Source organism: Frankia umida (assembly GCF_023242945.1).
In the GTDB taxonomy this organism is placed as follows: Bacteria; Actinomycetota; Actinomycetes; order Frankiales; family Frankiaceae; genus Frankia; species Frankia umida.
This window is the reverse complement of sequence record NZ_JALKFT010000010.1, coordinates 42,709-64,440: the sequence shown is the minus strand read 5'-3', so window position 1 is coordinate 64,440 and position 21,732 is coordinate 42,709. Positions and strand designations below refer to the sequence as shown.

At 70.6% G+C, this 21,732-nt stretch carries 17 protein-coding genes; 8 read left to right on the top strand and 9 right to left on the bottom strand.

What is annotated here, in order from left to right; all coding sequences use genetic code 11:
- Window positions 1-2: 2 nt before the first annotated feature.
- The 6 genes from MXD59_RS12205 to MXD59_RS12180 all read right to left on the bottom strand — a co-directional run bounded on the left by MXD59_RS12205 (window position 3) and on the right by MXD59_RS12180 (window position 5,060).
- Entirely contained in the window at window positions 3-644 is a 642-nt protein-coding gene (locus tag MXD59_RS12205; RefSeq protein WP_248824772.1) for a response regulator, read from the bottom strand.
- A gap of 20 nt (window positions 645-664) precedes the next feature.
- Window positions 665-1,882 carry a sensor histidine kinase gene (locus tag MXD59_RS12200; RefSeq protein ID WP_248824771.1) on the bottom strand — a complete coding sequence of 406 codons (1,218 nt, stop codon included), beginning with the start codon at window positions 1,880-1,882 and terminating at the stop codon, window positions 665-667.
- A 69-nt stretch (window positions 1,883-1,951) separates the two neighbouring features.
- A complete protein-coding gene (locus tag MXD59_RS12195) occupies window positions 1,952-2,704 on the bottom strand; it encodes an ABC transporter permease (RefSeq protein WP_248824770.1) in 753 nt (250 codons plus the stop codon).
- 1 nt (window position 2,705) lies between these two features.
- Window positions 2,706-3,656, bottom strand: a complete 951-nt coding sequence (locus MXD59_RS12190; protein ID WP_283096785.1) for an ATP-binding cassette domain-containing protein — start codon at window positions 3,654-3,656, stop codon at window positions 2,706-2,708.
- A 169-nt stretch (window positions 3,657-3,825) separates the two neighbouring features.
- Complete coding sequence (locus tag MXD59_RS12185) at window positions 3,826-4,596, bottom strand: epoxide hydrolase family protein (RefSeq protein ID WP_248824768.1); 771 nt, start codon at window positions 4,594-4,596, stop codon at window positions 3,826-3,828.
- Window positions 4,593-5,060 (bottom strand): nuclear transport factor 2 family protein, encoded by a 468-nt coding sequence (locus MXD59_RS12180; protein ID WP_248824767.1) that lies wholly within the window; start codon window positions 5,058-5,060, stop codon window positions 4,593-4,595. Before MXD59_RS12180 ends, MXD59_RS12185 begins: the two co-directional genes overlap by 4 nt.
- A gap of 383 nt (window positions 5,061-5,443) precedes the next feature.
- Here MXD59_RS12180 and glgC point away from each other — a divergent pair, with 383 nt between their 5' ends.
- Together glgC and glgA are read left to right on the top strand one after the other, a co-directional pair.
- Window positions 5,444-6,682 (top strand): glucose-1-phosphate adenylyltransferase, encoded by a 1,239-nt coding sequence (glgC, locus tag MXD59_RS12175; protein ID WP_163549530.1) that lies wholly within the window; start codon window positions 5,444-5,446, stop codon window positions 6,680-6,682.
- Window positions 6,683-6,857: 175 nt separating this feature from the next.
- Window positions 6,858-8,057, top strand: a complete 1,200-nt coding sequence (gene glgA / locus MXD59_RS12170; protein ID WP_248824766.1) for a glycogen synthase — start codon at window positions 6,858-6,860, stop codon at window positions 8,055-8,057.
- Between the two features lie 9 nt (window positions 8,058-8,066).
- Here glgA and rfbB read toward each other — a convergent pair whose 3' ends face one another.
- Complete coding sequence (gene rfbB / locus MXD59_RS12165; RefSeq protein ID WP_248824765.1) at window positions 8,067-9,071, bottom strand: dTDP-glucose 4,6-dehydratase; 1,005 nt, start codon at window positions 9,069-9,071, stop codon at window positions 8,067-8,069.
- 327 nt (window positions 9,072-9,398) lie between these two features.
- Here rfbB and MXD59_RS12160 point away from each other — a divergent pair, with 327 nt between their 5' ends.
- The 3 genes from MXD59_RS12160 (at window position 9,399) to MXD59_RS12150 (ending at window position 13,034) form a co-directional block, all read left to right on the top strand.
- The gene (locus MXD59_RS12160; protein ID WP_248824764.1) at window positions 9,399-11,048 is read left to right on the top strand and encodes a circularly permuted type 2 ATP-grasp protein; all 1,650 of its coding nucleotides are present in this window, start codon (window positions 9,399-9,401) and stop codon (window positions 11,046-11,048) included.
- The gene (locus MXD59_RS12155; protein ID WP_248824763.1) at window positions 11,042-11,995 is read left to right on the top strand and encodes an alpha-E domain-containing protein; all 954 of its coding nucleotides are present in this window, start codon (window positions 11,042-11,044) and stop codon (window positions 11,993-11,995) included. The genes MXD59_RS12160 and MXD59_RS12155 overlap by 7 nt, the downstream gene beginning before the upstream one ends.
- Window positions 11,996-12,188: 193 nt before the next feature.
- Window positions 12,189-13,034 carry a transglutaminase family protein gene (locus MXD59_RS12150; RefSeq protein ID WP_163549535.1) on the top strand — a complete coding sequence of 282 codons (846 nt, stop codon included), beginning with the start codon at window positions 12,189-12,191 and terminating at the stop codon, window positions 13,032-13,034.
- A 7-nt stretch (window positions 13,035-13,041) separates the two neighbouring features.
- On the opposite strand, the gene MXD59_RS12145 is transcribed toward MXD59_RS12150, so the two are convergent.
- Window positions 13,042-15,078: an ArnT family glycosyltransferase gene (locus tag MXD59_RS12145; protein ID WP_248824762.1), complete on the bottom strand. Its 2,037-nt coding sequence runs from the start codon at window positions 15,076-15,078 to the stop codon at window positions 13,042-13,044.
- 539 nt (window positions 15,079-15,617) lie between these two features.
- Here MXD59_RS12145 and MXD59_RS12140 point away from each other — a divergent pair.
- The 3 genes from MXD59_RS12140 (at window position 15,618) to MXD59_RS12130 (ending at window position 19,750) form a co-directional block, all read left to right on the top strand.
- Window positions 15,618-16,982, top strand: coding sequence for a glycosyltransferase 87 family protein (locus MXD59_RS12140; RefSeq protein WP_248824761.1), 1,365 nt, complete (start codon window positions 15,618-15,620; stop codon window positions 16,980-16,982).
- A gap of 127 nt (window positions 16,983-17,109) precedes the next feature.
- Window positions 17,110-18,723 carry an ABC-F family ATP-binding cassette domain-containing protein gene (locus tag MXD59_RS12135; protein WP_248815467.1) on the top strand — a complete coding sequence of 538 codons (1,614 nt, stop codon included), beginning with the start codon at window positions 17,110-17,112 and terminating at the stop codon, window positions 18,721-18,723.
- Between the two features lie 43 nt (window positions 18,724-18,766).
- Window positions 18,767-19,750: a cation diffusion facilitator family transporter gene (locus MXD59_RS12130; RefSeq protein WP_248824760.1), complete on the top strand. Its 984-nt coding sequence runs from the start codon at window positions 18,767-18,769 to the stop codon at window positions 19,748-19,750.
- 12 nt (window positions 19,751-19,762) lie between these two features.
- On the opposite strand, the gene MXD59_RS12125 is transcribed toward MXD59_RS12130, so the two are convergent.
- On the bottom strand, window positions 19,763-21,298 hold the full coding sequence (locus MXD59_RS12125) for a DUF4175 domain-containing protein (protein WP_248824759.1): 1,536 nt from the start codon (window positions 21,296-21,298) through the stop codon (window positions 19,763-19,765).
- Window positions 21,299-21,732: the final 434 nt, after the last annotated feature.

The window sequence follows — 21,732 nt, the reverse complement described above, 5'->3', positions numbered from 1 at the left end:
ACTCAGACGATGCCGGCCTCGTAGGCAATGATGACCGCCTGGGTGCGGTCGCGTGCGCCGAGTTTTGCGAGCACGCTGCCGACATGGGTTTTGATGGTCTCGACGCCGAGGTACAGGCGGCCGGCTATCTCCTTGTTGGACATTCCCGCACAGACCAGCCGGAGCACATCCGACTCCCGTTCGGTGAGCATGGCCCGCTGCACCGTCGCACGGGCGGTGCGGTTCCCCCGCCTGCCGGCCAGGTGCCGGATCGCTTCGGGGAACAGCAGGGTCTCGCTGGCGGCGATCATCTGGACGGCCTGCACGATCTCGGCCGGTCGGGCTCGTTTGAGCAGGAATCCGTGCGCCCCGCAGCGGAGCGCTTCGTAGACGTAGTCGTCCAGCTCGAAGGTCGTGAGAACGAGGATCCTCGGCGGCTCGGCGAGGTCAGCGAGGATCGTCCGGATGGCCGCCAGCCCGTCGACCGTCGGCATGCGGACGTCCATGAGCACGACATCCGGACGTGTCGTGCGGATCAGCGGCACGACCTGTGCACCGTCGGAGGCCTCCCCGACGACGCTGATCTCGCCACCGGCTTCCAGGATCACCCGCAGCCCCACGCGTACCAGCTCGTCGTCGTCGACGAGCAGGACCGAAATCGTCACCCGGCAAACCTAACCATGGGTCATCCCGTACCTGGCGCGGTGTCATATCTGGAACGGGCAGTGGTGCGGGATGTGGACGCAGACCCGGGCTGTGTACCCAACGGCAGTCGAGCTTCGACGATCCAGTGGTTTTCCTGGGATTTCGCGTCGAACTCGCCGCCGAGGAGAACCGCGCGCTCGCGCGCTCCGCGCAGGCCTTTGCCGTTCTGTCGGGGTGGGCTGCCCGACCCCGCGGGTAGCGGATTGACGGCACGCAATCTCAGCTGGGGGCCGTCCACTCCGACGTTGATCGTCATCGGGCAGCCCGGTGCATGTCGCAGCGCATTGGTCACGGCCTCCTGCAGAATTCGGTAGGCCTCCCGTGACACGATGCCGGGGATGTCTGCGACCCGCGGTTCGACGTCAGCGAGGATCGGAGTGCCGGCGATCCGGGCGGCGTCCAGCAGCGCGTCGAGCTCACCCAGGGCAGGCCGGGCCCGAGCCTCCACCGGGGCGTCACGCAGGATCCCCAAGGTCCGTTCGAGGTCGTCCAGGGCGCGCCGGCCGGCCTCCTCGATGGCGGTGAGGGCGCGTTGGACGAACGCCGGATCGGTCGCTGCGACCTGCCTGGCGGCGCCAGCCTGCAGGACGGTCACGGTGAGTGCATGGCCCAGGGAGTCGTGCAGCTCGGCGGCGAGGCGGTTGCGTTCCAGCAGCTGCTCGGCCCGCTGCTCGGCCTGCGCCAGCCGCTCGGCCGGAGACGGACTGAGCAGCGCCCGAGCCACCCGCAGGTCGAGCGCGCCGGCGCCGACAACAATCCACAGCAGTGTGAGGACCAGCGGCGCAACCAGGATCGGACCCAGAAGGAGATAGTCGCTGCCCAGAAGTCGAATCCCGGCGAACCGCAGCGGCGCCGACCGCAACGGGGCGAGCCCGAGCCGCCCGGCGAGGGCGGCGATGTTCACCGTCACAGCCAGGACGACGACGCCGAACCACGTACGAAACACCAGCCAGAGGCCGGTGCGCCAGCGGTCGGTCAGGGTGCGTGAGGGAGCGAGGCCGATCTCGGCGCTGTCCGGTGGCCGCAGTAGCCAGCGGGCCTGGACGCCCTCTGCCTGGCGGGTCCCGGGCACGAGCGCGGCGAGCGCCAGGACCGGCAGCGGAGAGCCCAGACAGGCCAGCAGGGTACGTGGGAGGGACTCGCCGAAACCGGGGACCACCATGACACAGATGCCGGCGAAGATCCCACCCGTGGCCACGTGCAGCCAGCGTGTGTAGACAGCGGACCGGAACAGGGCGGAGAAAAAAATCGGCCTTCCTCCCGACGGTTATGCGTCACGGCTGCGCAGCACCTGCCAGCCGCCGAAGACCGCCGCGGCTGTCCACACGGCCATGATCGGTATGCCCAGCCATGCGCTGTAGACGATATCGGGATCGGCGTGGAGACTCATGGCCGCGTACAGTCCGGCCCGATCGGGAAGGAACTGGGCGAAGGTCCGCAGGCTCGGAACCGCCATGCTCAGGGGTGACAGCAGGAACAGAAACGGAAGGAACAGCCCCATCGTCGCGGCCGGCGAGCGGAAGATGGTGGTGATTCCCACGCACAGGACGGCCAGCAGTGGGAAATAGCAGATCAGTGAAATCATGCCGCGTGCCGCTCCGGGACTGCCAGGGGACGCTCCGTTTCCGGCCAGCAGGCCCTGGGTGAGGAAGAACGTCAGAAGTGCGGCCGGAATCGCTGCGCTCACAGCCAGGATTCCGGTCGCCAGGATCTTGCCAACGTAGAATCGGCCCCGTTGGGGAACCGCGGTGAGCGAGGGAACTATTGTAGCCTTCTCGTACTCCCCACCCATGGCCAGCATGGCGAAGACCGCCACCGCGACCTGGGCGAAGTTCACTCCCCAGAATCCCAGTGCCAGGGGATCGAAGCCATCCTGGGCCGCCTCGCCGTCACCATATACCCCGCACGCGAGGCAACCGGCTCCGAGGAGCAGGACAGGCGCCAGGACCAACGACCAGACGACCGATCTGAGCGACCGGAGTTTGGTCAGTTCCGAATACAGAACGGGTTTCAGGGCCACCTCAGAATGCCCTTCCAGGCGCGACGGCGAACTCGGTGGAATCCGCCGTCATGCGGAGAAACATCTCCTCCAGGGAGTCCTCGCGCAGGTGGAGCTCCTGGAGTGGCACGCCTTCCCGCGCCGCGACCGCACCGACCTGCTCGGTGCGGGCCTCGGGCACCTCCCACGCCCCACCGTTCACCGGTGTGAGGGCGAACCCGTCCGCTGCCAGAGCCTTACCCAGCCGCTCGGGCCGCGTGGTACGCAGACGTACCCGTCCGTGGCCGTACCGGGCGCTGAACCCGGTCATGCTGACGTCCGCCAGGAGCCGACCCCGGCCGACAATGATCAGATGGTCGGCGGTCACCGCCATGTCGTTCATCAGATGGCTGGCGACCAGGACGACCCTGCCATCGTCAGCGAGATCCCGCAGGAGGCCTCTGACCCACTGGATGCCCTCCGCGTCGAGACCGTTCAGCGGCTCATCCAGGATGAGCACCTGAGGATCGCCGAGCAGTGCGGCCGCGAGCCCAAGCCGCTGGCGCATCCCCAGCGAGAACCCGCCGATGCGGCGTCTGGCCGCGGCGCCCAGCCCCACCAGGTCGAGCAGCTCGTCGACCCGCGCGTCCGGAATGCGGTTGCTCCTGGCGAGGACCAGCAGCTGGTCACGAGCCCGCCGCCCAGGGTGTACAGCGGACGGGTCGAGAAGCGCACCGACCTGCCGCAACGGCTCCTGGAACCGCACGTACGGACGGCCGCTGACCAGAATCTCACCGCGGGTCGGCCGGTCGAGGCCGAGCATCATCCGCATGGTGGTCGTCTTGCCCGCCCCGTTGGGACCGAGGAAACCGGTGACCCGACCCGGTTCCACCGCAAAGGTGAGCCGGCTTACCGCGGCGATCGATCCGTAGTGCTTGCTGACATCCCGAACGTCAATGCATGCCCCGGGAGGTCGTCGTTCCCTGGTCGTCATGGCACCAGGAAACGACATCGATGCGGTGAGCGGATCCCCCGGCCGTCGGAACTGCACTCCCTCCGGTGGGGGAGGCGCGCGGCGGTTCGGACGGGAGGCGCAGGGTGAGCCCACGGAGTGGAAGATGATCCACAGGTCCTCGGCTTCGGCCGCCGCTGGCGGATCCGGGTCAGAATTCCTGGTTGCCGAAGAACGTGCGGAGGTCGGCGACGAGGAGGTCGGGTTGTTCCAGGGCGGCGAAATGGCCGCCGCGGGGCATCTGTGTCCAGTGGCAGAGCGTCGGATAGGCGGCTTCGCACCAGGGCCGGGGAAAGTTGACGTGGACCGCGCGTGTTCGCCGCGGAGCCAGATCGGCCATCAACGTGACGATGGTGCTGCCCCAGTCGCCGCACTGGGCGAAGAAGCGCGGGTAACCGAGCCTGGTCATCAGTTCGAGAAAGGCCTGGGCTATCCGCCGGCTGTCCCAGCCGGATTCGGTGGTCGGGCCGGAGAAGGCGAAGCCGGGCAGCGACGGTACCACCACGTCAAAGGCCACACCCGGATCGAGCCCGTGCCGAGCTGGATCGGTCAGCGGTCCGATCACGTCCCAGAACTCCACGATCGAGCCCGGCCACCCATGGGCCAGCAGCAGCGGCCTGGCTTCCGGCACCGGCGAGCGGACATGCAGAAAATGCAGGCGCTGACCGTCAATGTGTGTGCGGAACTGGGGGAAGGCGTTCAGGCGTCGTTCGAGGGCCGTCCAGTCGTATGCGTCCCGCCAGTAGCCGCACAGATCCACCAGGTAGCCGCGGTCGGTGCCGAGGCCCCAGCCGGTCCCGGGTAGCTGGTCGGGCCAGCGGGTGCGACCGAGCCGCTCGCGCAGGTCCGCGACCTCGGCCTCGGTCACCCGCGCCCGGAAGGGCTCGAGGACGGCGTCCGCAACCGGCCTGTGAACGGTCATGTCTGCGACGGTGCGGGCGGCGGGAAGATCCCACCCGGCGAGGTCCTGCTGAAGAGGTAGGTGAGCTTCCGGCTGGTGAAAAGCCAGCGGCCGTCCCGCTTCTCGTAGGTCTCGAAGTAGTGCCCGAAGGCCACGAACCAGTGCTCCTCATCGCCCTGGTCCCACATGGAAACACCCGTCATCGCCCAGATACCCCGTGCTCTTACGGGTGAGTCGAACGTTATTTCCGGGGTGTGCGAGTGGTGTGCGGTCCTGAGCCGCTCCATGATGACCCGCACATTTTTGATCATTTCGGTGGCGGTCGTCCACGGTGGGTAGTCGCCGTTCTCGGAACGATGATCCGGAGCGTGGAGTGCCTCCAGGGCGCCCCAGTCCTTCGTGTCGACGAACCGGTCGCGCTGTGCCTTCAGGAGCTTGATGTCCTCAAGCGCGATCAGGCGCTCGATGTCCGATAACGCTGCCACCGGTTTCCTCCGTTTACTTCCAGGTCGGGGCATTTACCCTATCCGCCGGCCTGTTGAGATGCTGGCCGGGCAGTCCCGGCAAGATGCGCCGCACCCGGACGATGTTGACGCCTTGTCGGTGGGTGTTGCCGTTGGGCAGCGACAGCCGGCCGGGGCGGTCGTGGTGGTGGCTGCGGCCGGGTGGCTGCGGGGCGTAGCCCGGTCGGGCGAGGGTGGCACCCCCGGTGGAGCCGGCGAACTGGACTTGTAGGGTCGCAAGTGGCGACTGGCGGTGAGCTGGTCATCCCGGTGGAATCCGCTCGTTTCAGGGAGGTTTCCCGCCGGCCAGGGGGGTAGATCCCGCGGGTCGTCGTCCCATCGCGCCGCAAGACGGGAGCCTGACCGTGCCGAGCCCCAGGGTCCTCGGCCTGGTACTGGCCGGGGGAGCCGGTAAGCGGCTGTCGCCGCTCACGGCCGACCGGGCAAAACCCGCCGTTCCTTTCGGCGGGTTGTACCGGTTGATCGACTTTGTCCTGTCCAACCTGGTGAACGCCGGCTATCTGCGGATCGCCGTGCTGACCCAGTACAAGAGCCACAGCCTCGACCGGCACATCACCACCACCTGGCGGATGAGCAACCTGCTGGGCAACTACATCACCCCGGTGCCCGCGCAGCAGCGGCTCGGGCCGCGCTGGTTCGCCGGCAGCGCGGACGCCATCCACCAGTCGTTGAACCTCGTCTACGACGACGATCCGGACATCGTGGTCGTCTTCGGCGCCGATCACGTGTACCGGATGGACCCGCGGCAGATGGTCGCCCAGCACGTGGCGTCCGGCGCCGGGGTGACGGTGGCCGGGCTGCGGGTGCCGCGCGCCGAGGCCGGCGGCTTCGGGGTCATCCAGACCGGGCCGGACGGACGGACCATCGAGGCGTTCCTCGAGAAGCCGACCGACCCGCCGGGCCTGCCCGACAGCCCGGACGAGGTGTTCGCGTCCATGGGCAACTACGTCTTCTCCACCGACGTGCTCATCGACGCGCTGCGCAAGGACGCCGCCGACGAGGACAGCCGCCACGACATGGGCGGCGACATCATCCCGATGCTCGTCGCGCAGCGCACCGCCGCCGTCTACGACTTCGCCGCCAACGACGTGCCCGGCACCACCGGACGCGACCACGGCTACTGGCGTGACGTCGGCACCCTGGACTCCTACTTCGAGGCGCACATGGATCTGTGTGCTCTCGACCCGGTGTTCAACCTGTACAACCGGCAGTGGCCGATCTTCACCAGTGTGCCGTCGCTGCCGCCGGCGAAGTTCGTCCACGATGATCCACTGCGCACCGGCAGCGCGGTGAACAGCATCGTCAGCAACGGAGTGATCGTCTCCGGTGGGACGGTGCGTTCCTCGGTGCTCTCGCCCGGGGTGCGGGTGAACTCCTGGTCGGAGATCGACCGGGCGGTGCTGCTCGACAACGCGGTCGTCGGCCGCGGCGCGGTCGTGCGCGACGCGATCCTGGACAAGAGCGTGCAGGTCTCGCCGGGCGCGCAGGTCGGTGTCGACAAGGAACGCGACCGCGCCCGCGGTTTCACGGTCAGTCCGGGCGGCATCACCGTCGTCGGCAAGGGCCTGACCGTGATCGACTGACCGGGCTGGCCGACCGTCCGACCGTACGGTCGTCCGGGATGATCGGACGTCGTGATCGTTGTGGCTGGTGTTCCGCGGAACCGCTTCGCCGGGTTCCGCGGAACCGCCCGCGCCACCGGTGCCATCCGCGCAGCCCGCCTGGGCTGTGCCATCACGTCGAGGAGACAGACCGTCCATGCGCGTCGCGCTGCTCACCCGCGAGTTCCCCCCGGACGTCTACGGCGGGGCGGGGGTGCACGTCGAGTACCTCGCCCGTGAGCTCGCCCGGCTGGTCGACCTGAGCGTGCACCGGGAGGGACGCGGCCCCGCACCACAGGACGCCCCGGTGGTCGAGATCGCCGGTGGGCCGGGGACGGTGGGCGTCACCGCGCACCGTCCGTGGGCGGCGCTGGACGGGGTGAACGACGCGCTGCGCACCGTGTCCATGGACGTGTCGATGGCCGCCGCGGCGGCCGGGGCGGCCGTCATCCACTCGCACACCTGGTACGCGAACCTCGGCGGCCACCTCGCCGCCCTGCTCGGTGGGGTGCCGCACGTCATGACGTCGCACTCGCTCGAGCCGCAGCGGCCGTGGAAGGCCGAGCAGCTCGGCGGCGGCTACCGGCTGTCGTCGTGGTGTGAGCGGGTGGCGATCGAGGGGGCGGCGGCCGTCGTCGCGGTCAGCGCCGGGATGCGTACCGACATCCTCACGGCCTATCCGAGTGTCGACCCCGCCCGGGTGCACGTCATCCGCAACGGCATCGACACCGAGGAGTACCAGCCCGACCCGGCCACCGACGTCCTCGAGAAGTACGGCATCGACCCCGACCGCCCCATTGTGACCTTCGTGGGACGGATCACCCGGCAGAAGGGCCTGCCGGTGCTGCTGCGCGCCGCCGCGGCGCTGGACCGGCGGGCCCAGCTCGTCCTGTGCGCCGGTGCGCCGGACACGCCCGAGCTGCTCGCGGAGACGACCAAGCTGGTCGACGGGTTGCAGGCCGACCGGGACGGGGTGGTGTGGCTGTCCGGGATGCTGCCCAAGCCCGAGATCATCCAGCTGCTCTCGCACGCCACCGTGTTCGTCTGCCCGTCGGTGTACGAGCCGCTGGGCATCGTCAACCTGGAGGCGATGGCCTGTGGCACCGCCGTGGTCGCCTCCCGGGTCGGGGGCATCCCCGAGGTCGTCGACGACGGCGTGACGGGCCTGCTCGTCCCGCCGGATGACCCGCCGGCCCTCGCCGACGCGATCAACACCGTGCTCGCCGACCCGTCGAGAGCCACGGCGATGGGTCGAGCTGGCCGCGACCGGGCCGTCACCGAGTTCGGCTGGGCCGCCGTGGCCGAGCGCACCGCCGCCCTCTACACCTCCGTGGTGGGCGGTCAGCGGCCCGCGTGAGCCCGAGGGTCAGCTCTTCCAGGCGGTCTCGGAGACGGGGGAGCGGCCGAGCAGGGGGCGCCACCACGACTCGTTCTCCTTGTACCAGGCGACGGTGGAACGCATGCCCTCGCTGAAACCGATCAGCGGGGACCAGCCGAGCTCGGAACGCAGCTTGGTGGAGTCGAGCAGGTAGCGGCGGTCGTGGGACGGGCGGTCGGGCACGATCGTCTTCAGCGACGAGGGCAGGCCAAGCTCCGCGAGCACCGTGTCGGCGATCGTCTCGATGTCGGCCTCGACGCCGGAGCCGACATGGTAGGTCTCGCCGACCCGCCCGCGATCGAGCACGGCGTCGATCGCCCGGCAGTGATCCATCACGTGCAGCCACTCGCGTCGGTTCGTGGTCGACGCGTAGAGCGGGAGCTGCTCGCCCTGCAGCGCGCGGGTGACGAACAGCGGGATGACCTTCTCGGGGAACTGGTACGGGCCGTAGTTGTTCGAGCAGTTCGTGATGGTGATCGGCAGGTCGTAGGTGAGGCCGTAGGCGCGCACGGCGTGGTCGCTGCCGGCCTTGGCCGCGTTGTACGGGGTGCGGGGCAGGTACGGGGAGTTCTCGGTGAACGCGCCGGGGTCGTTGAGGTCCATGTCGCCGTAGACCTCGCAGGTGGAGATCTGGTGGAAGCGGGCGACGCCGACGGTCCGGGCGGCCTCGAGCAGGCTCTGGGTGCCCATCACGTTGGTGGAGAAGAAGTCACCGGGGCGCAGGATCGCGAGGCTGTTGTGCGACTCGGCGGCGAAGTTGACGATGATGTCGACGGAGTGCTCGCGCAGGGTGGCCTCGATGAGCCCACCGTCGCGGATGTCGCCGTGCACGAACGTGATCCGATCGGCGACGTCGGCGAGGTTCTCCCGGCAGCCGGCGTAGGTCAGCGCGTCGAGCGCGATCACCGTGTCCGCGGGGTGCCGCTCACGCCAGTAGCGGACGAAGTTCGATCCGATGAACCCAGCGGCTCCGGTCACCAGCAACGTCGACATCGTGCGGCCTTTCGGTCAGCGCGCGTGCTCCGGTGCACGCGGCGGGTGGATGGTCGTGCGGCGGTTCTGGAGGGTGGCGGGGCGGTCGGAGGTACCCGGACGGGTACATCGTCTCGTGCCGGGGGCGGACGGGTGGGGTGCTCCCGCCGCGAGTCGCCCGGCGCCCGCGATCACCCGCGCGCCCCTGGGCCCGCTGGCATCCCGCCTCGGGGGCGGCGGCATCCCACCTTCGGGCGTCGACGTCGCCACCTTGGGGTGGCCGTGAGCATCCGATCGTCATGCCGTGACGTCATGCGGAGGTAACACGGGCACTTTACGCTCGGCTTCGTGGCGGACCTGTTCGAGGGTTATCCGGCGGAAGCGGCGGCCACGGCGGCCTGGGACGAGGTGTTCGAGACATCGAACACCCCCCGGGAGGTGTACGCCGCGCTGTACGACGCGTTGCAGCCGTTGACCAGCGCGGACCTCGCCGCGCGCAAGGCCGCGTTGGACCGCGCGTTTCGCGACGCCGGGATCACCTTCAACCTGTTCGGTGAGGAACGCCCGTTCCCGCTGGACCTGGTGCCCCGGCTGATCGCGGACGACGAGTGGTCGGTCATCGAGCGGGGAGTCACCCAGCGGGTGCTCGCGCTGGAGGCGTTCCTCGCCGACCTCTACGGTTCGGCCGAGGTGCTCGCGGACGGCATCGTGCCGCGTCGCCTCGTGCTGACCAGCGCGCACTACCACCGGGCGGCGCATGGCATCGACCCGCCGAACGGGGTGCGGGCACATGTGTCCGGTATCGACCTGATCCGGGATGAGGCCGGCCGGTTCCGGGTGCTGGAGGACAACGTCCGGGTGCCGTCCGGGGTCAGCTACGTGGTCGAGAACCGGCGGGCGATGACCCGGGTGTTCCCGGAGCTGTTCGCCACGCACCGGGTCCGTCCGGTGGCGGACTACGCCACCCATCTGCTGCACGCGCTGCGCGCCTCGGCGCCGCCGGAGGTCGCCGACCCGACGGTCGTCGTGCTCACCCCGGGTGTCTACAACTCGGCGTACTTCGAGCACGCGCTGCTGGCCCGGCAGATGGGGGTCGAGCTCGTCGAGGGCCGTGATCTGTCGGTGCGCGACAACAAGGTGACGATGCGCACGACCGAGGGTGAGCAGCCGGTGCACGTCGTCTACCGGCGTGTCGACGACGACTGGCTCGACCCGGTGCACTTTCGGCCCGAGTCGATGGTGGGCTGCGCCGGGCTGGTCAACGCCGCCCGCGCCGGGCACGTCACGATCGCCAACGCGCTCGGCAACGGTGTCGCCGACGACAAGCTGATGTACACCTACGTCCCCGAGCTGATCCGCTACTACCTGGGTGAGGAGCCGATCCTCGCCAACGTCGACACCTACCGCCTGGAGGACCCCGACCAGCGCGCCCACGTGTTGGACCATCTCGACTCCCTCGTGGTCAAACCGGTGGACGGCTCGGGTGGCAAGGGCATCGTCATCGGCCCGCAGGCCAGCGACGAGGAGCTGGCGGCACTGCGGGAACGGGTGAGTGAGGACCCGCGTGGCTGGATCGCCCAGCGGGTGGTGCGGCTGTCCACGTCCCCGACGCTGGCGGACGAACGGCTCGGCCCCCGCCACGTCGACCTGCGGCCGTTCGCGGTCAACGACGGCAACCGGGTGTGGGTGCTGCCCGGGGGCCTGACCCGGGTCGCGCTGCCCCGGGGCAGCCTGGTGGTCAACTCCAGTCAGGGCGGCGGGTCGAAGGACACCTGGGTGCTCGCCGGCGAACCCGGCCGTGGCGTGCCGCAGGCCCCGCCCGGACGTATCCCCGTGGGCAACGTCCGCCCCGCGGCCGGCCCGGACCTCGGCCCGGTCGACTCGTCCGACCAGCAACAGCAGCAACAACAGAACCAGGCACACCAGAACCAGGCACACCAGCACCAGGCGGTGCGGCGGAACCTGGTCGCTCAGGAGAGCGGGGACGCGGCATGCTGAGCCGGATCGCCGAGTCACTGTTCTGGATCGGCCGGTATGTCGAACGGGCCGAGTCGACGGCGCGCATCCTCGACGTCCACGTGCACCGGGTGCTCGAGGATCCGTGGCTGGACGGGGCGTCCGCCGGGCGTGAACTGCTCGCCGCGATGGGTCAGCCGGCCGATTTCGGCCTGCCGGTGGACTCGCGGCGGGTCACCGAGACCCTCGCCTACGACCCCGACCGTCCGTTCAGCATCACCGGGGCGCTCTGCGCGGCCCGGGAGAACGCCCGGGCCGCCCGGGTGGTCGTCTCCAGCGATGTCTGGGAGTGCCTCAACGTCACCTGGAACGACCTGCCGCACACCGAGGAGCTGGCCCGCCGGATGGGCCCGCACGTGTTCTTCCGCTACGTCCGGGAGCGCACCGCGATGCTCGCCGGTCTGGTCGACGCGACCCTCGCCCGGGACGACGGCTGGCGCTTCCTGGTGCTCGGCCGCAGCCTCGAACGGGTCGACATGACCTCGCGGCTGCTGTCGTCCAGCATCAGTGACCATCCGCATTCGCAGAGCTGGATCAGCCTGCTGCGTTCCTGCGGCGCCCACGAGGCCTACCTGCGGACCTACCGCCGGGCGGTGGACGCCTCCCGGGTCGCCGAGTTCCTGCTGCTCGACCGGCTCTTCCCGCGCTCGGTCTACTGGTCGCTGGCGCTGGCCGAGCAGATCCTCGCCGAACTGGACGGCGGACGCGGCCGAGGCAGCCCGCGTTCCACCGTCGACGACACCGCCCGACGTCTGGTCGGGCGGACCCGCACCGAACTCGAGTTCCACAGCGTCGACGACCTGGTGGCCGACATGCCCGATCTGCTTGCCTCGTTGCAGAGCACCTGTTCGACGGTCAGCGCCGAGGTGACCGCCCGCTACTTCGCCCGTGAGGCGCCCCGTTCGTGGGCGATGGAGGTGCCGGCGTGAACCGACCGTCGCGGTCGAACCGCCTGACGCGGCCGGCCAGCCCGACCCGCATCGCCCGGCCACCCCGGCGAGGCGCCGGCACCGGGATCTGGCGGCGCCGGGCCGTACCCGCGACCCGGCGCGGCGGCCCGGTGAGCACCCGCTGGTCGGTCAGCCCGACCCGGCCGAGCCGATCCACCCGGGGAGGTGCCCGGTGAGCTGGCAGATCCGGATCGAGCACTCCACCGGCTACCGGTACGCGAGTCCGGTGCTGTCCTCGTACAACGAGGTGCGGATCATCCCGCAGACCGCCGATGCCCAGCTCACCCTCGAGGCCACGGTCCGCACCGAACCCGCGGCGACCACCTACCGTTACTGGGACTACTGGGGCACCCAGGTCACCGCGTTCGACCTGCACACCCCGCACACCGAACTGGTCGTCACCGGCCGGTCCATCGTGCAGACCGCCACCGCGCCGGTCCGTCCGACGGACACACCCACCTGGGCCCAGCTCGCCTCCGATCCGGTCGCCGACGAGTTCGTCGAGTACCTGCGCCCCTCCGCCTCCACCGGGGACGACCCGGCGCTCGTCGAGGCCGCCCGGGAACTCGCCGCCCGGCACAGCCCGTCCGAGTTCATCCCCGCCGTGGGCGACTGGGTCCGGGAACGGCTCACCTACCGTCCCGGCACCACCGGTGTGCACACCGCCGCGGTCGAGGCCTGGCACCAGGGCGAGGGCGTCTGCCAGGACTTCGCCCACCTCGCCCTGGTGCTGATGCGCGCCGCCGGGATGCCCGCCCGTTACGTCTCCGGCTACCAGCACCCGTCCGCCTCCGCCGCCGTCGGCGAGACGGTGGCCGGCCAGTCACACGCCTGGGTGGAGGGCTGGATCGGCGAATGGTGGGGCTTCGACCCGACCAACGCCGTGCCCGCCGGTGAGCAGCATGTCGTCGTCGCCCGCGGCCGCGACTACAACGACGTCCCCCCCATGCGCGGCGTCTACTCAGGCGGCGCCTCCACCTCCCTCGGCGTCACCGTCAACGTCACCCGTCTCGCCTGAACCCGGGTCAGCTGTCGCGGCCTGCCGGGCTCGCGGCCGCCGCGGCGGACCGCCGGGCGGTCGGTGAGGTGGCGGGGAGCGGTCTGGTCAGGTCGTAGAGGGTCTGACCGCCGACCGTCAGCGGCGTGAAGTGCTGCTCCACCCAGCTGGAAATCGCGGACGTCGACCCGCCGGCGCGCCCGAATCCACCACGCCCGGTGGTGGTGCCGCTCTGGCCGCCGGCGAGGTAGTAGCGCACCTGGCCGGAACGGACGTACTGCTCGAAGCGGGTCAGGGTGGGGGCCGGGTCGCGGCCGGTGAAACCGCCCATGGCCATCACGGACGTGTGCGTGGCGAGCTCCAGCCCCGCCGCCGTCGACGATCCCGCGACCGCGGCGGACCAGCGGTAACCCCGGCTGCCCCGCAACAGCGCGGTGAGCTGGCCGCTCGTGGCGGCCCCGCCGCCGAAACCGCCTCCGCCCGGTCCACCGAAACCGCCCGTCCCGCGGCCGGCGGCGAGGCGGAAGGTGCCGCGTCCCCCGCCGCGGGTGGACGGGCCCGCCGTGGGCTGACCGCCGCTCTGGGCTGTGGTCACGGTGGCGGCGGTGTAGGCGGCCGGGCCGCCGAGCACGGCCAGGAGCCCGGCGCCGACGAGCACGGTCGCGCCGCGTCCGGTCAGGGCACGGCGGGTGAGAGCGGCCAGTCCGGCGCCGAGCGCGGCGACGAGCACCACCACCCGCAGCCACGGATACCAGTCCGACGTGCGGCCCAGCAGCACGAACGCCCAGACCCCGCTGATCGTGACCGCCACGGCCAGTGCGCCCCGGGCGACCCGGGCCGCCCGCGCCTGGACGGCGACCCGTTCCCGCCACAGCACGGCGATGCCGGCGGCGGCAAGGCCCGCGATCCCGGGGGCGATCGACGCCGTGTAGTACGGATGGAACGTCCCCCTGGCCAGGCTGAGGGTGACGGAGGTGATGACCGTCCAGGCTCCCCAGAGCACCAGGGCGGCGCGGGAACGGTCGACGCGCGGTGCGCGGCGGGTCAGCCACAGGCCGGCCACCAGCAGCACCAGGCAGCCCGGAAGCAGCCAGCTGACCTGCCCGCCGATCTGGTCGCCGAACAGTCGTAGCCAGCCCGGCCGGTCGCCGCCGAACCCGCCACCGCCTGCCGCGAATCCCCCTCCGCCGCCGCGGTTGCCGCTGCCGCCGAAGACCCGGCCCAGGCCGTTGTAGCCGAACGCGAGGTTGAGCACACTGTTGTCGGTCGATCCGCCGACGTACGGACGGGAACCCTGCGGCCACAGCTGCACCGTCGCCACCCACCAGCCGGCGGCGACCACCACGGCCGCGCCCCCGACCAGCGTCTGCCAGCTTCGCCGCCACAGCCCGGTCGGCGCCGCGACCAGGTAGACCAGCGCGAACGCCGGCAGGACGACGAAACCCTGCAGCATCTTCGTCAGGAACGCCAGGCCCAGCGCCGCGCCGGCCCCGACCAGCCACCACACCGACGCCCGGTCCAGCGCGCGCACCAGACAGTAGGCGGCCACGACCAGCACGAACGTCAGCACGCCGTCCGGATTGTCATAGCGGAACATCAGGGCGGCCACCGGGGTGAGGGCCAGGACCGCACCGGCGAGCAGCCCTGCCGCCGGGCCGAACCAGCGGCGCGTCAGCGCGTACATCAGGGCGACCGCGCCCACCCCGCACAGGGCGTCGGGAACGAGCATGCTCCAGCTGGAGAACCCGAAGATCCGCCCGGACAGCCCCATCAGCCACAGCGACGCCGGCGGCTTGTCGACGGTGATGAAGTTGCCCTGGTCCAGCGACCCGAACAGCAGGGCCTTCCAGCTTCTGGTCGCGGCCTGGACGGCGGCGGCGTAGAAGCTGTTGCCGTAGCCCGAGGCACTCAGGTCCCACAGGTAAAGCAGTGCCGTGCCGCCGAGCAGTCCGACCAGCCCGGGCCGTACCCACCATGGATCCTTCGTCGGTGCGTCGCCGGTGGCCGCCGCCAAGGGGGCGCCGAAGGGCACGGTGAGGCCGGTCGGATCCGGCGGCTGCGTCATGGGGCCGATACTCGTGGTGCAACCTGTGGGAATGCTGAGTACAGGTTGATGGTCCTGGAATCTTCTTTAAGAAATCTCCAGGGAAATGCTCGGGCTGTGCCTTTCCTGTGGACTTTCTGTGTGGCCGGGGCGCGTTCCGTGGTCGTTGGGGCGATATTTCGGCCGACGTCGCGGGCGTCGGAAGCCCGCGGTCGGGTGGCCCGGGCCGGCGGTGGTCGCCGCCGGCCCGGCGTGGCCCGGCGTTCGCGGCGGGAGGCGTACCCCGCCGTGCTGTGGGCCACGCCCTGTGTCGGGCGTAGCGACGTCCGGCCGAACGTTTCAGAAAAGTGCAGGTCCGCTCGGTGGCGGGCGGCGCAGAACGGATGCTTTCCAGCAAGGAAGCTGTCCGTAGTATGCTGAAAAACAATGATCATTCGTTCTTGGGTGGATCGCGGGTTCCCGTGGTATCCCAGGGGTTGTGCCGCGGTCGATGCGGAGCGGTTCGCCATCCGGCCGTTTCTTCTCTGTCGGGGAGTCTGAGTGTGCGGATGAACCCGAAGGTGGTCGCGTCGGCTGGATTCCAGGCGGCCCTAGCACTGCTGGGAGTTCTGGTGATCATCGCCTTCGTCGTCGTCTCGATGCTCAGTAGACAGACGGATATTCAGGTGTACCGGATGGGCGGCAGTGCGATCCGGCATGGTGGAGACCTTTATTCCGCCGTTGACCCGAATTCGGATCTGCCTTTCACCTACACGCCGTTCGCCGCGGTGCTGTTCGTTCCGGTGTCGATCCTGCCCTGGCGGCTCTCCCAGGGTTCCTGGACGGTCCTTGTGGCGGTGGCGCTGTACCTGTTCTGCGCTGTCTCCTGCAGTGCCGTTCGCGGTTCGGCCGTTCGTGGTTCGGCCGTTCGTGGTTCGGCGAACAGCGGTCGGCTGGTGGCGTACGGGTCGATCGCCGGCGCCGCTCTGCTGCTGGAGCCGATCAGAAGGAACTTCGAACTGGGTCAGATCAACATTGTCCTGGCCCTGCTCATCGCCGTCGATCTTTTTGGCCGCCGCGCCCGGTTACCGCGCGGAGTCCTGATCGGTGTGGCGGCCGGTGTCAAACTGACGCCGCTGATCTTCCTGCCGTACCTGCTGGTCACCCGCCGATGGCGCAGCGCCGGGTGGGCGGCCGTGGCCTTCCTCGGTACCATCGCCGCCGGGTTCGCCGTCAGTTTCCGCTCCTCGTCGATCTACTGGGGAAGCACCGTCCTGGACGTGGACCACGTCGGCGGCGTTCCCTTCGTGGGAAACCAGTCCCTGCTCGGGCTCCTTTCCCGACTGATGTCCGGAGCGGATCGGGCGCGGCCGCTGTACCTGCCACTGGCCGGCGCCGTGATGCTGATCGGTCTGGTGGTCTGCGGTCTGCTCCATCACGGTGGGCGTCGCCTGCTCGCCGACCTGACCTGCGCGCTGACCGGTCTGCTCGTGTCCCCGATCTCCTGGAGTCATCACTGGGTGTGGCTGGTACCCGTGCTCCTGTATCTCGGCTGCCATCCCGACCGTCCGGCCTGGGGCCGGTGTGGTGCCATCGTCGGCGGCGCGCTGTTCACGCTCGCCCCGATCTGGTGGGTGCCCAGCACCGGCGACGTCGAGTTCACCCATCACGGCTGGCAGCTGGTCGCCGGGAACTGCTACGTCGGCGCCGGTCTGCTGCTGTTCACGCTCCTCGCGATCCACGCGCTGGTACTGGCCGTGCGGATGCCCGCGGTGGGCGGCGTCCGCGCACCGGTGGACAGTGATTCCGGCTACCTCGACGTCGGTGTGGGCGCCGCGATGGCCCCGGTGGTCGCCCATGCGGGAGGCCCGGTGGCCGGCCGGGCGGTGGCGTCTGTGGTCGGCCCGGCCGCCCTGCCCCGTATGCCGGACGGCGCCGCCCCGTAGGCTGGAGGCCATGTGCGTCGCGGCATCGTGAGGACGCGCGCGGTCCGGACGGGCCGCTGGACGCGTCGCCGGACGCGTCGCCCGCCGGCCCGTCAGCCCAAAGTTCGCAAGCCCGAAAGAGGCCTGGATGATCATCGTGTCCGAGCTCGAACTGCGTGCCGGAGCCCGCACCCTGATCGAGCCCGTCTCCTTCCGGGTTCAGGGTGGGGACCGGATCGGTCTGGTCGGGCGTAACGGCGCCGGCAAGACGACACTGCTGAAGGTGCTGGCCCGCGAGGGCATCCCGTTCGCGGGCTCCGTGGACGTCCGCGGTGAGCTTGGTTACCTGCCGCAGGACCCACGTGCCGGCGACCCGACCGACTCCGCCCGTGACCGGGTGCTGTCCGCCCGCGGGCTGGACGTGATCCTGCGCGACATGGAGAAGCTGCAGGTCGAGATGGCGGAGCTGGTCGACGGCCGGGAGCGGGACGCGGCGATCCGCCGCTACGGCAACCTGGAGGACCGGTTCGGCACGCTCGGCGGCTACTCCGCGGAGGCCGAGGCGGCCCGGATCTGCTCGTCGCTGGGGCTGGCCGACCGGGTTCTCAGCCAGCGGCTCGGGACGTTGTCCGGTGGGCAGCGTCGACGGGTGGAACTCGCCCGCATCCTGTTCGCCGGGGCCGGCAACGCCGATGCCACCCTGCTGCTCGACGAGCCGACCAACCACCTCGACGCCGACTCGATCGTCTGGCTGCGCGACTACCTGCGCGCCCACGTCGGTGGTCTGATCGTGGTCAGCCACGACGTCGACCTGCTCGACCGGTGCATCAACAAGGTCTTCCACCTGGACGCCAACCGGGCCGCCCTCGACGTCTACAACGTCAACTGGAAGACCTATCTCACCCAGCGTGAGCAGGATGAGCGGCGTCGTAAGCGGGAACGGGCCAACGCCGAGAAGAAGATCGACGCGCTCAAGGTCCAGGCCGACAAGATGCGGGCGAAGGCGACCAAGGCCCGGGCCGCCCACCAGATGGACCGCCGGGCCGAGCGGCTCGCCGCCGGGCTCGCCGATATCCGCGTCTCCGACCGGGTCGCGAAGCTGCGTTTCCCCGACCCGGCGCCGTGCGGGCGCACCCCGCTGACCGCCAGCGGCCTGTCGAAGTCGTACGGGTCGCTGGAGGTGTTCACCGACGTCGACCTCGCGATCGACCGCGGGTCGCGGGTCGTCATCCTCGGCCTCAACGGCGCCGGCAAGACGACGCTGCTGCGGATGCTCGCCGGGCAGGAACAGCCCGACACCGGGCAGGTCGAGCCCGGCCACGGCCTGCGGCTGGGCTACTACGCCCAGGAACACGAGACGCTGGACGCCGACCGTTCGGTGATCGACAACATGCGGGCCGCGGCGCCGAACACCTCCGATGTGGAGCTGCGCCGCATCCTCGGCGCGTTCCTGTTCAGCGGGGACGTGGTGGAGCAGCGGGCGAAGACGCTCTCGGGCGGTGAGAAGACCCGCCTCGCACTCGCCGGGCTGGTCTGCAGCTCGGCGAACGTGCTGCTGCTCGACGAGCCCACCAACAACCTCGACCCGGCGTCGCGCGACGAGGTGCTCGCCGCGCTCACCACGTACAAGGGAGCGGTGGTGCTCGTCAGTCACGACCCGGGTGCGGTCGAAGCGCTTGACCCGCAGAAGGTGCTCATGCTTCCCGACGGTGTCGAGGACAACTGGTCCCCGGATCTGATGGAACTCATCACCCTGGCATGATCCCGGGAACAGCACCTCGTCGGACGACACGGGAGAGCGGTCTGTGAGCACGCAGGGCGGCACGAAGGCGGTTCTCGCGGCGTTGGCCGCGAACCTCGGCATCGCGGTCACGAAGTTCGTGGCGTTCCTGTTCACCCAGTCGTCGTCGATGCTCGCCGAGTCCATCCACTCGCTCGCAGACTCCGGGAACCAGGGTCTGCTGCTGCTCGGCCAGCGTCAGTCCGCCCGCCCGGCCGACGAGGAGCATCCCTTCGGCTTCGGACGGGCCCGTTACATCGCGGCGTTCCTGGTCGGGATCGTGCTGTTCAGCGTCGGCGGCCTGTTCTCCGTCTACGAGGGCATCGAGAAGGTCCGGCATCCGCACGAGCTGGAGAGCGGGCTGATCGCCATCGTGGTGCTCGTGCTCGCCGTCGGCATGGAGAGCTTCTCGTTCGCCACCGCCATCCGCGAGTCCAACCACACCCGCGGGGACCGCTCCTGGTGGCAGTTCATCCGGGAGGCTCGGGCGCCCGAACTGCCGATCGTCCTGCTCGAGGACCTGGCCGCCGAACTGGGCCTGCTGTTCGCCCTCGGCGGTGTGGGCCTCACCCTGCTGCTCGACGACCCCATCTGGGACGGCGTGGGCACCCTGGCCATCGGCATCCTGCTGCTCGTCGTCGCCATCCTGGTCGCCATCGAGGCCTACGGGATGCTGGTCGGTGAGGCGGCCACCCCGGCCACGGTCTCGACCATCCGCACCACGCTCGCCGCCGCGCCCGGGGTCAGCGGCATCGTCCACCTGCGGACCCTGCACCTTGGCCCGGACGAACTCCTCGTCGCCGCCAAGATCGGGCTGCCACCGTCGGTGACGATGCGCGAGGTGGCCGCGACCATCGACGGCGCCGAGGCGGCCCTGCGTGCCGCGGTGCCGACCCAGCTGCGCATCTTCCTCGAACCCGATGTGCCCCGGGACGCCGAGGCGTCCGGGTCCGTCGTCCCGCCCGTCGCCGGGACCGGGGCGACCGCGGCCGGCGCGCCCGCGGTCTGAGCGAGCGGTCGGTCAGGACGGGCCGGCCATGAACAGGCGCAGAGTGATCGCACCAGCAGCGCCGAGTGAGATCAGGATGACGGGCAGTGTGCCGGCGCGCACCCGGTCGCCGGGGGCGGCGGGTCGGGGATGAGGGGCGACCGCGGCGACCAGCAGCCAGGGGAACAGCGGCAGCCAGGTGCGTTGGGTCCCACCCTCGGCCAGCCGGGCGAGGGCCGCGAACAGGGCCGTCGCCGCGGCGCCGACCAGGAACGGCCAGCCGGGAGTGTGCCGCAGCCGGCGCGCCGCGCGCACAGCGACCGGCCCGGCACCCAGCAGGGCGACGGTGAGGTCGAGGAACACCCAGGCCAGCGTCGCCGTCAGGGGACGGTGGGGGACCCGGGCCAGGGCGAGTCCGTCCGGCCAGGAGAAGCCCCAGGCCGCGAACAGGAACAGGGGCAGCAGCGCGCCGAGCCCGGTCACCACGTTGAGCAGTGGACGGCGCCGGACGAAGTAGGCGGCGGCGACGGCCACGCCGAGCCAGACCGGCGCGTAGCCGAACAGCGCGGCGAGCCCGAGCAGCACACCGCTGGCCAGCGCCCACCAGGTGCGGTCGCGGCGCCCCGGTTCGCAACCGACCACCCCGACCGCGACCGCGAGCGCCGCCAGCAGCGCCGTCACCGCGTCGGGCGAGGCGGTCATCCAGCCACTCCACGGGGCGAGCACCAGGATCGGCACCAACCGGCGGGCCGCGGTCTCGTGGCACAGTGAGCGCACCGCCACGCACACCACCGGGACGGTCAGCGCGCCGACCAGGGTGAAGGCGATACCCAGCGGCACGGCGCCGGACAGTCCGAGCCGGGCGAGAGCCCAGGCGGCCAGCAGCGGGCCCGGCGGATGGGCGGGCAGGACGTCCACCGAGCCGGCGGTCGCGGGGGGCACACGGTCGGTGTAGGCGGCGACCATGTCGAGCGGGTTGCTGCCGATCGCCGCCGCGGCCGTGACCAGGTCCGTCGGTGCGCGCAGGCCAGCCCGGACGCCACCGGGAGTGATCAAAGCGAGTGCGAGGGTCCACAGCAGTGACCCGGCGTAGCCCATCACGAGCACCAGCGGCCAGGGCAGCCGGAACACGGCCACCGTCCCCGACGAGGCGGACGCCCATCGTCCCACCACCGCGAGGATGATCGCGGCGACGGTCACGGGCACCACGATCAGCGCGTCGAACCGGGCCTGCCAGCCGTCCTGCCACGGCGGCTCGCGCAGACCCAGCGCGACGTGGGAACGCGCGAGAACGGCGGTGCCGACCAGGCCGAAGGCCACCAGCACCAGCCAGATCCCGGCCTCGGCCCATTCGGCTCGCATCGTCGACCTGACCTGGGACGACCCCGCATCGGACGGCCTCGCATCGGACGACCCCGCTTCGGATGACCCGGCGCCAGCCGCCGAGGCCACCGGCGGTGGGGCGGCTGGTGGGGTGTCGCCGGGGGAGGCCGGCGGCACCGACACGCGGCTGGCTGGCTCGGCGGGTGGACGTCCGGGTGATCCGTTGGTGTCCTCGGCGAGGCTCACCAGGCTTCCCTGGGCACCTGCGGCGCCGGGCCCGCGGCGAGAGCGGTGGTGATCGGGCATGCCTGGGTTGTCCTCCGAGGAGTCGCCACCGCCGCACGGACCACATCTGCACCGTAACGAGTCCGGCGGCGGGACTGGCCCGGGGTCGACGTCTGATCGGTGGGCAGGCGGATCGGTAGCCGGAGGTGGGGGAGTGGGTACGACGTGGCAGACGAGGATGAACGATGCGTCAACGACGCGTCCCGGTGGGTGCCCACCGCCGGGCGTAGTGCTGCGCCGGAGCGTGAGTGGGAGTGGATGTCGGCGTTGCGGGATGTCTTTATGGTTGCGTGCTCTGAGCGGTGATGTGAGGAATCAGTCGGTTTGATCTGGCCCGTTCGCCGTTTCCGGATCGGCTCGGTACAGTGATCGACTGTTGGCTGTACCTGCGGAAT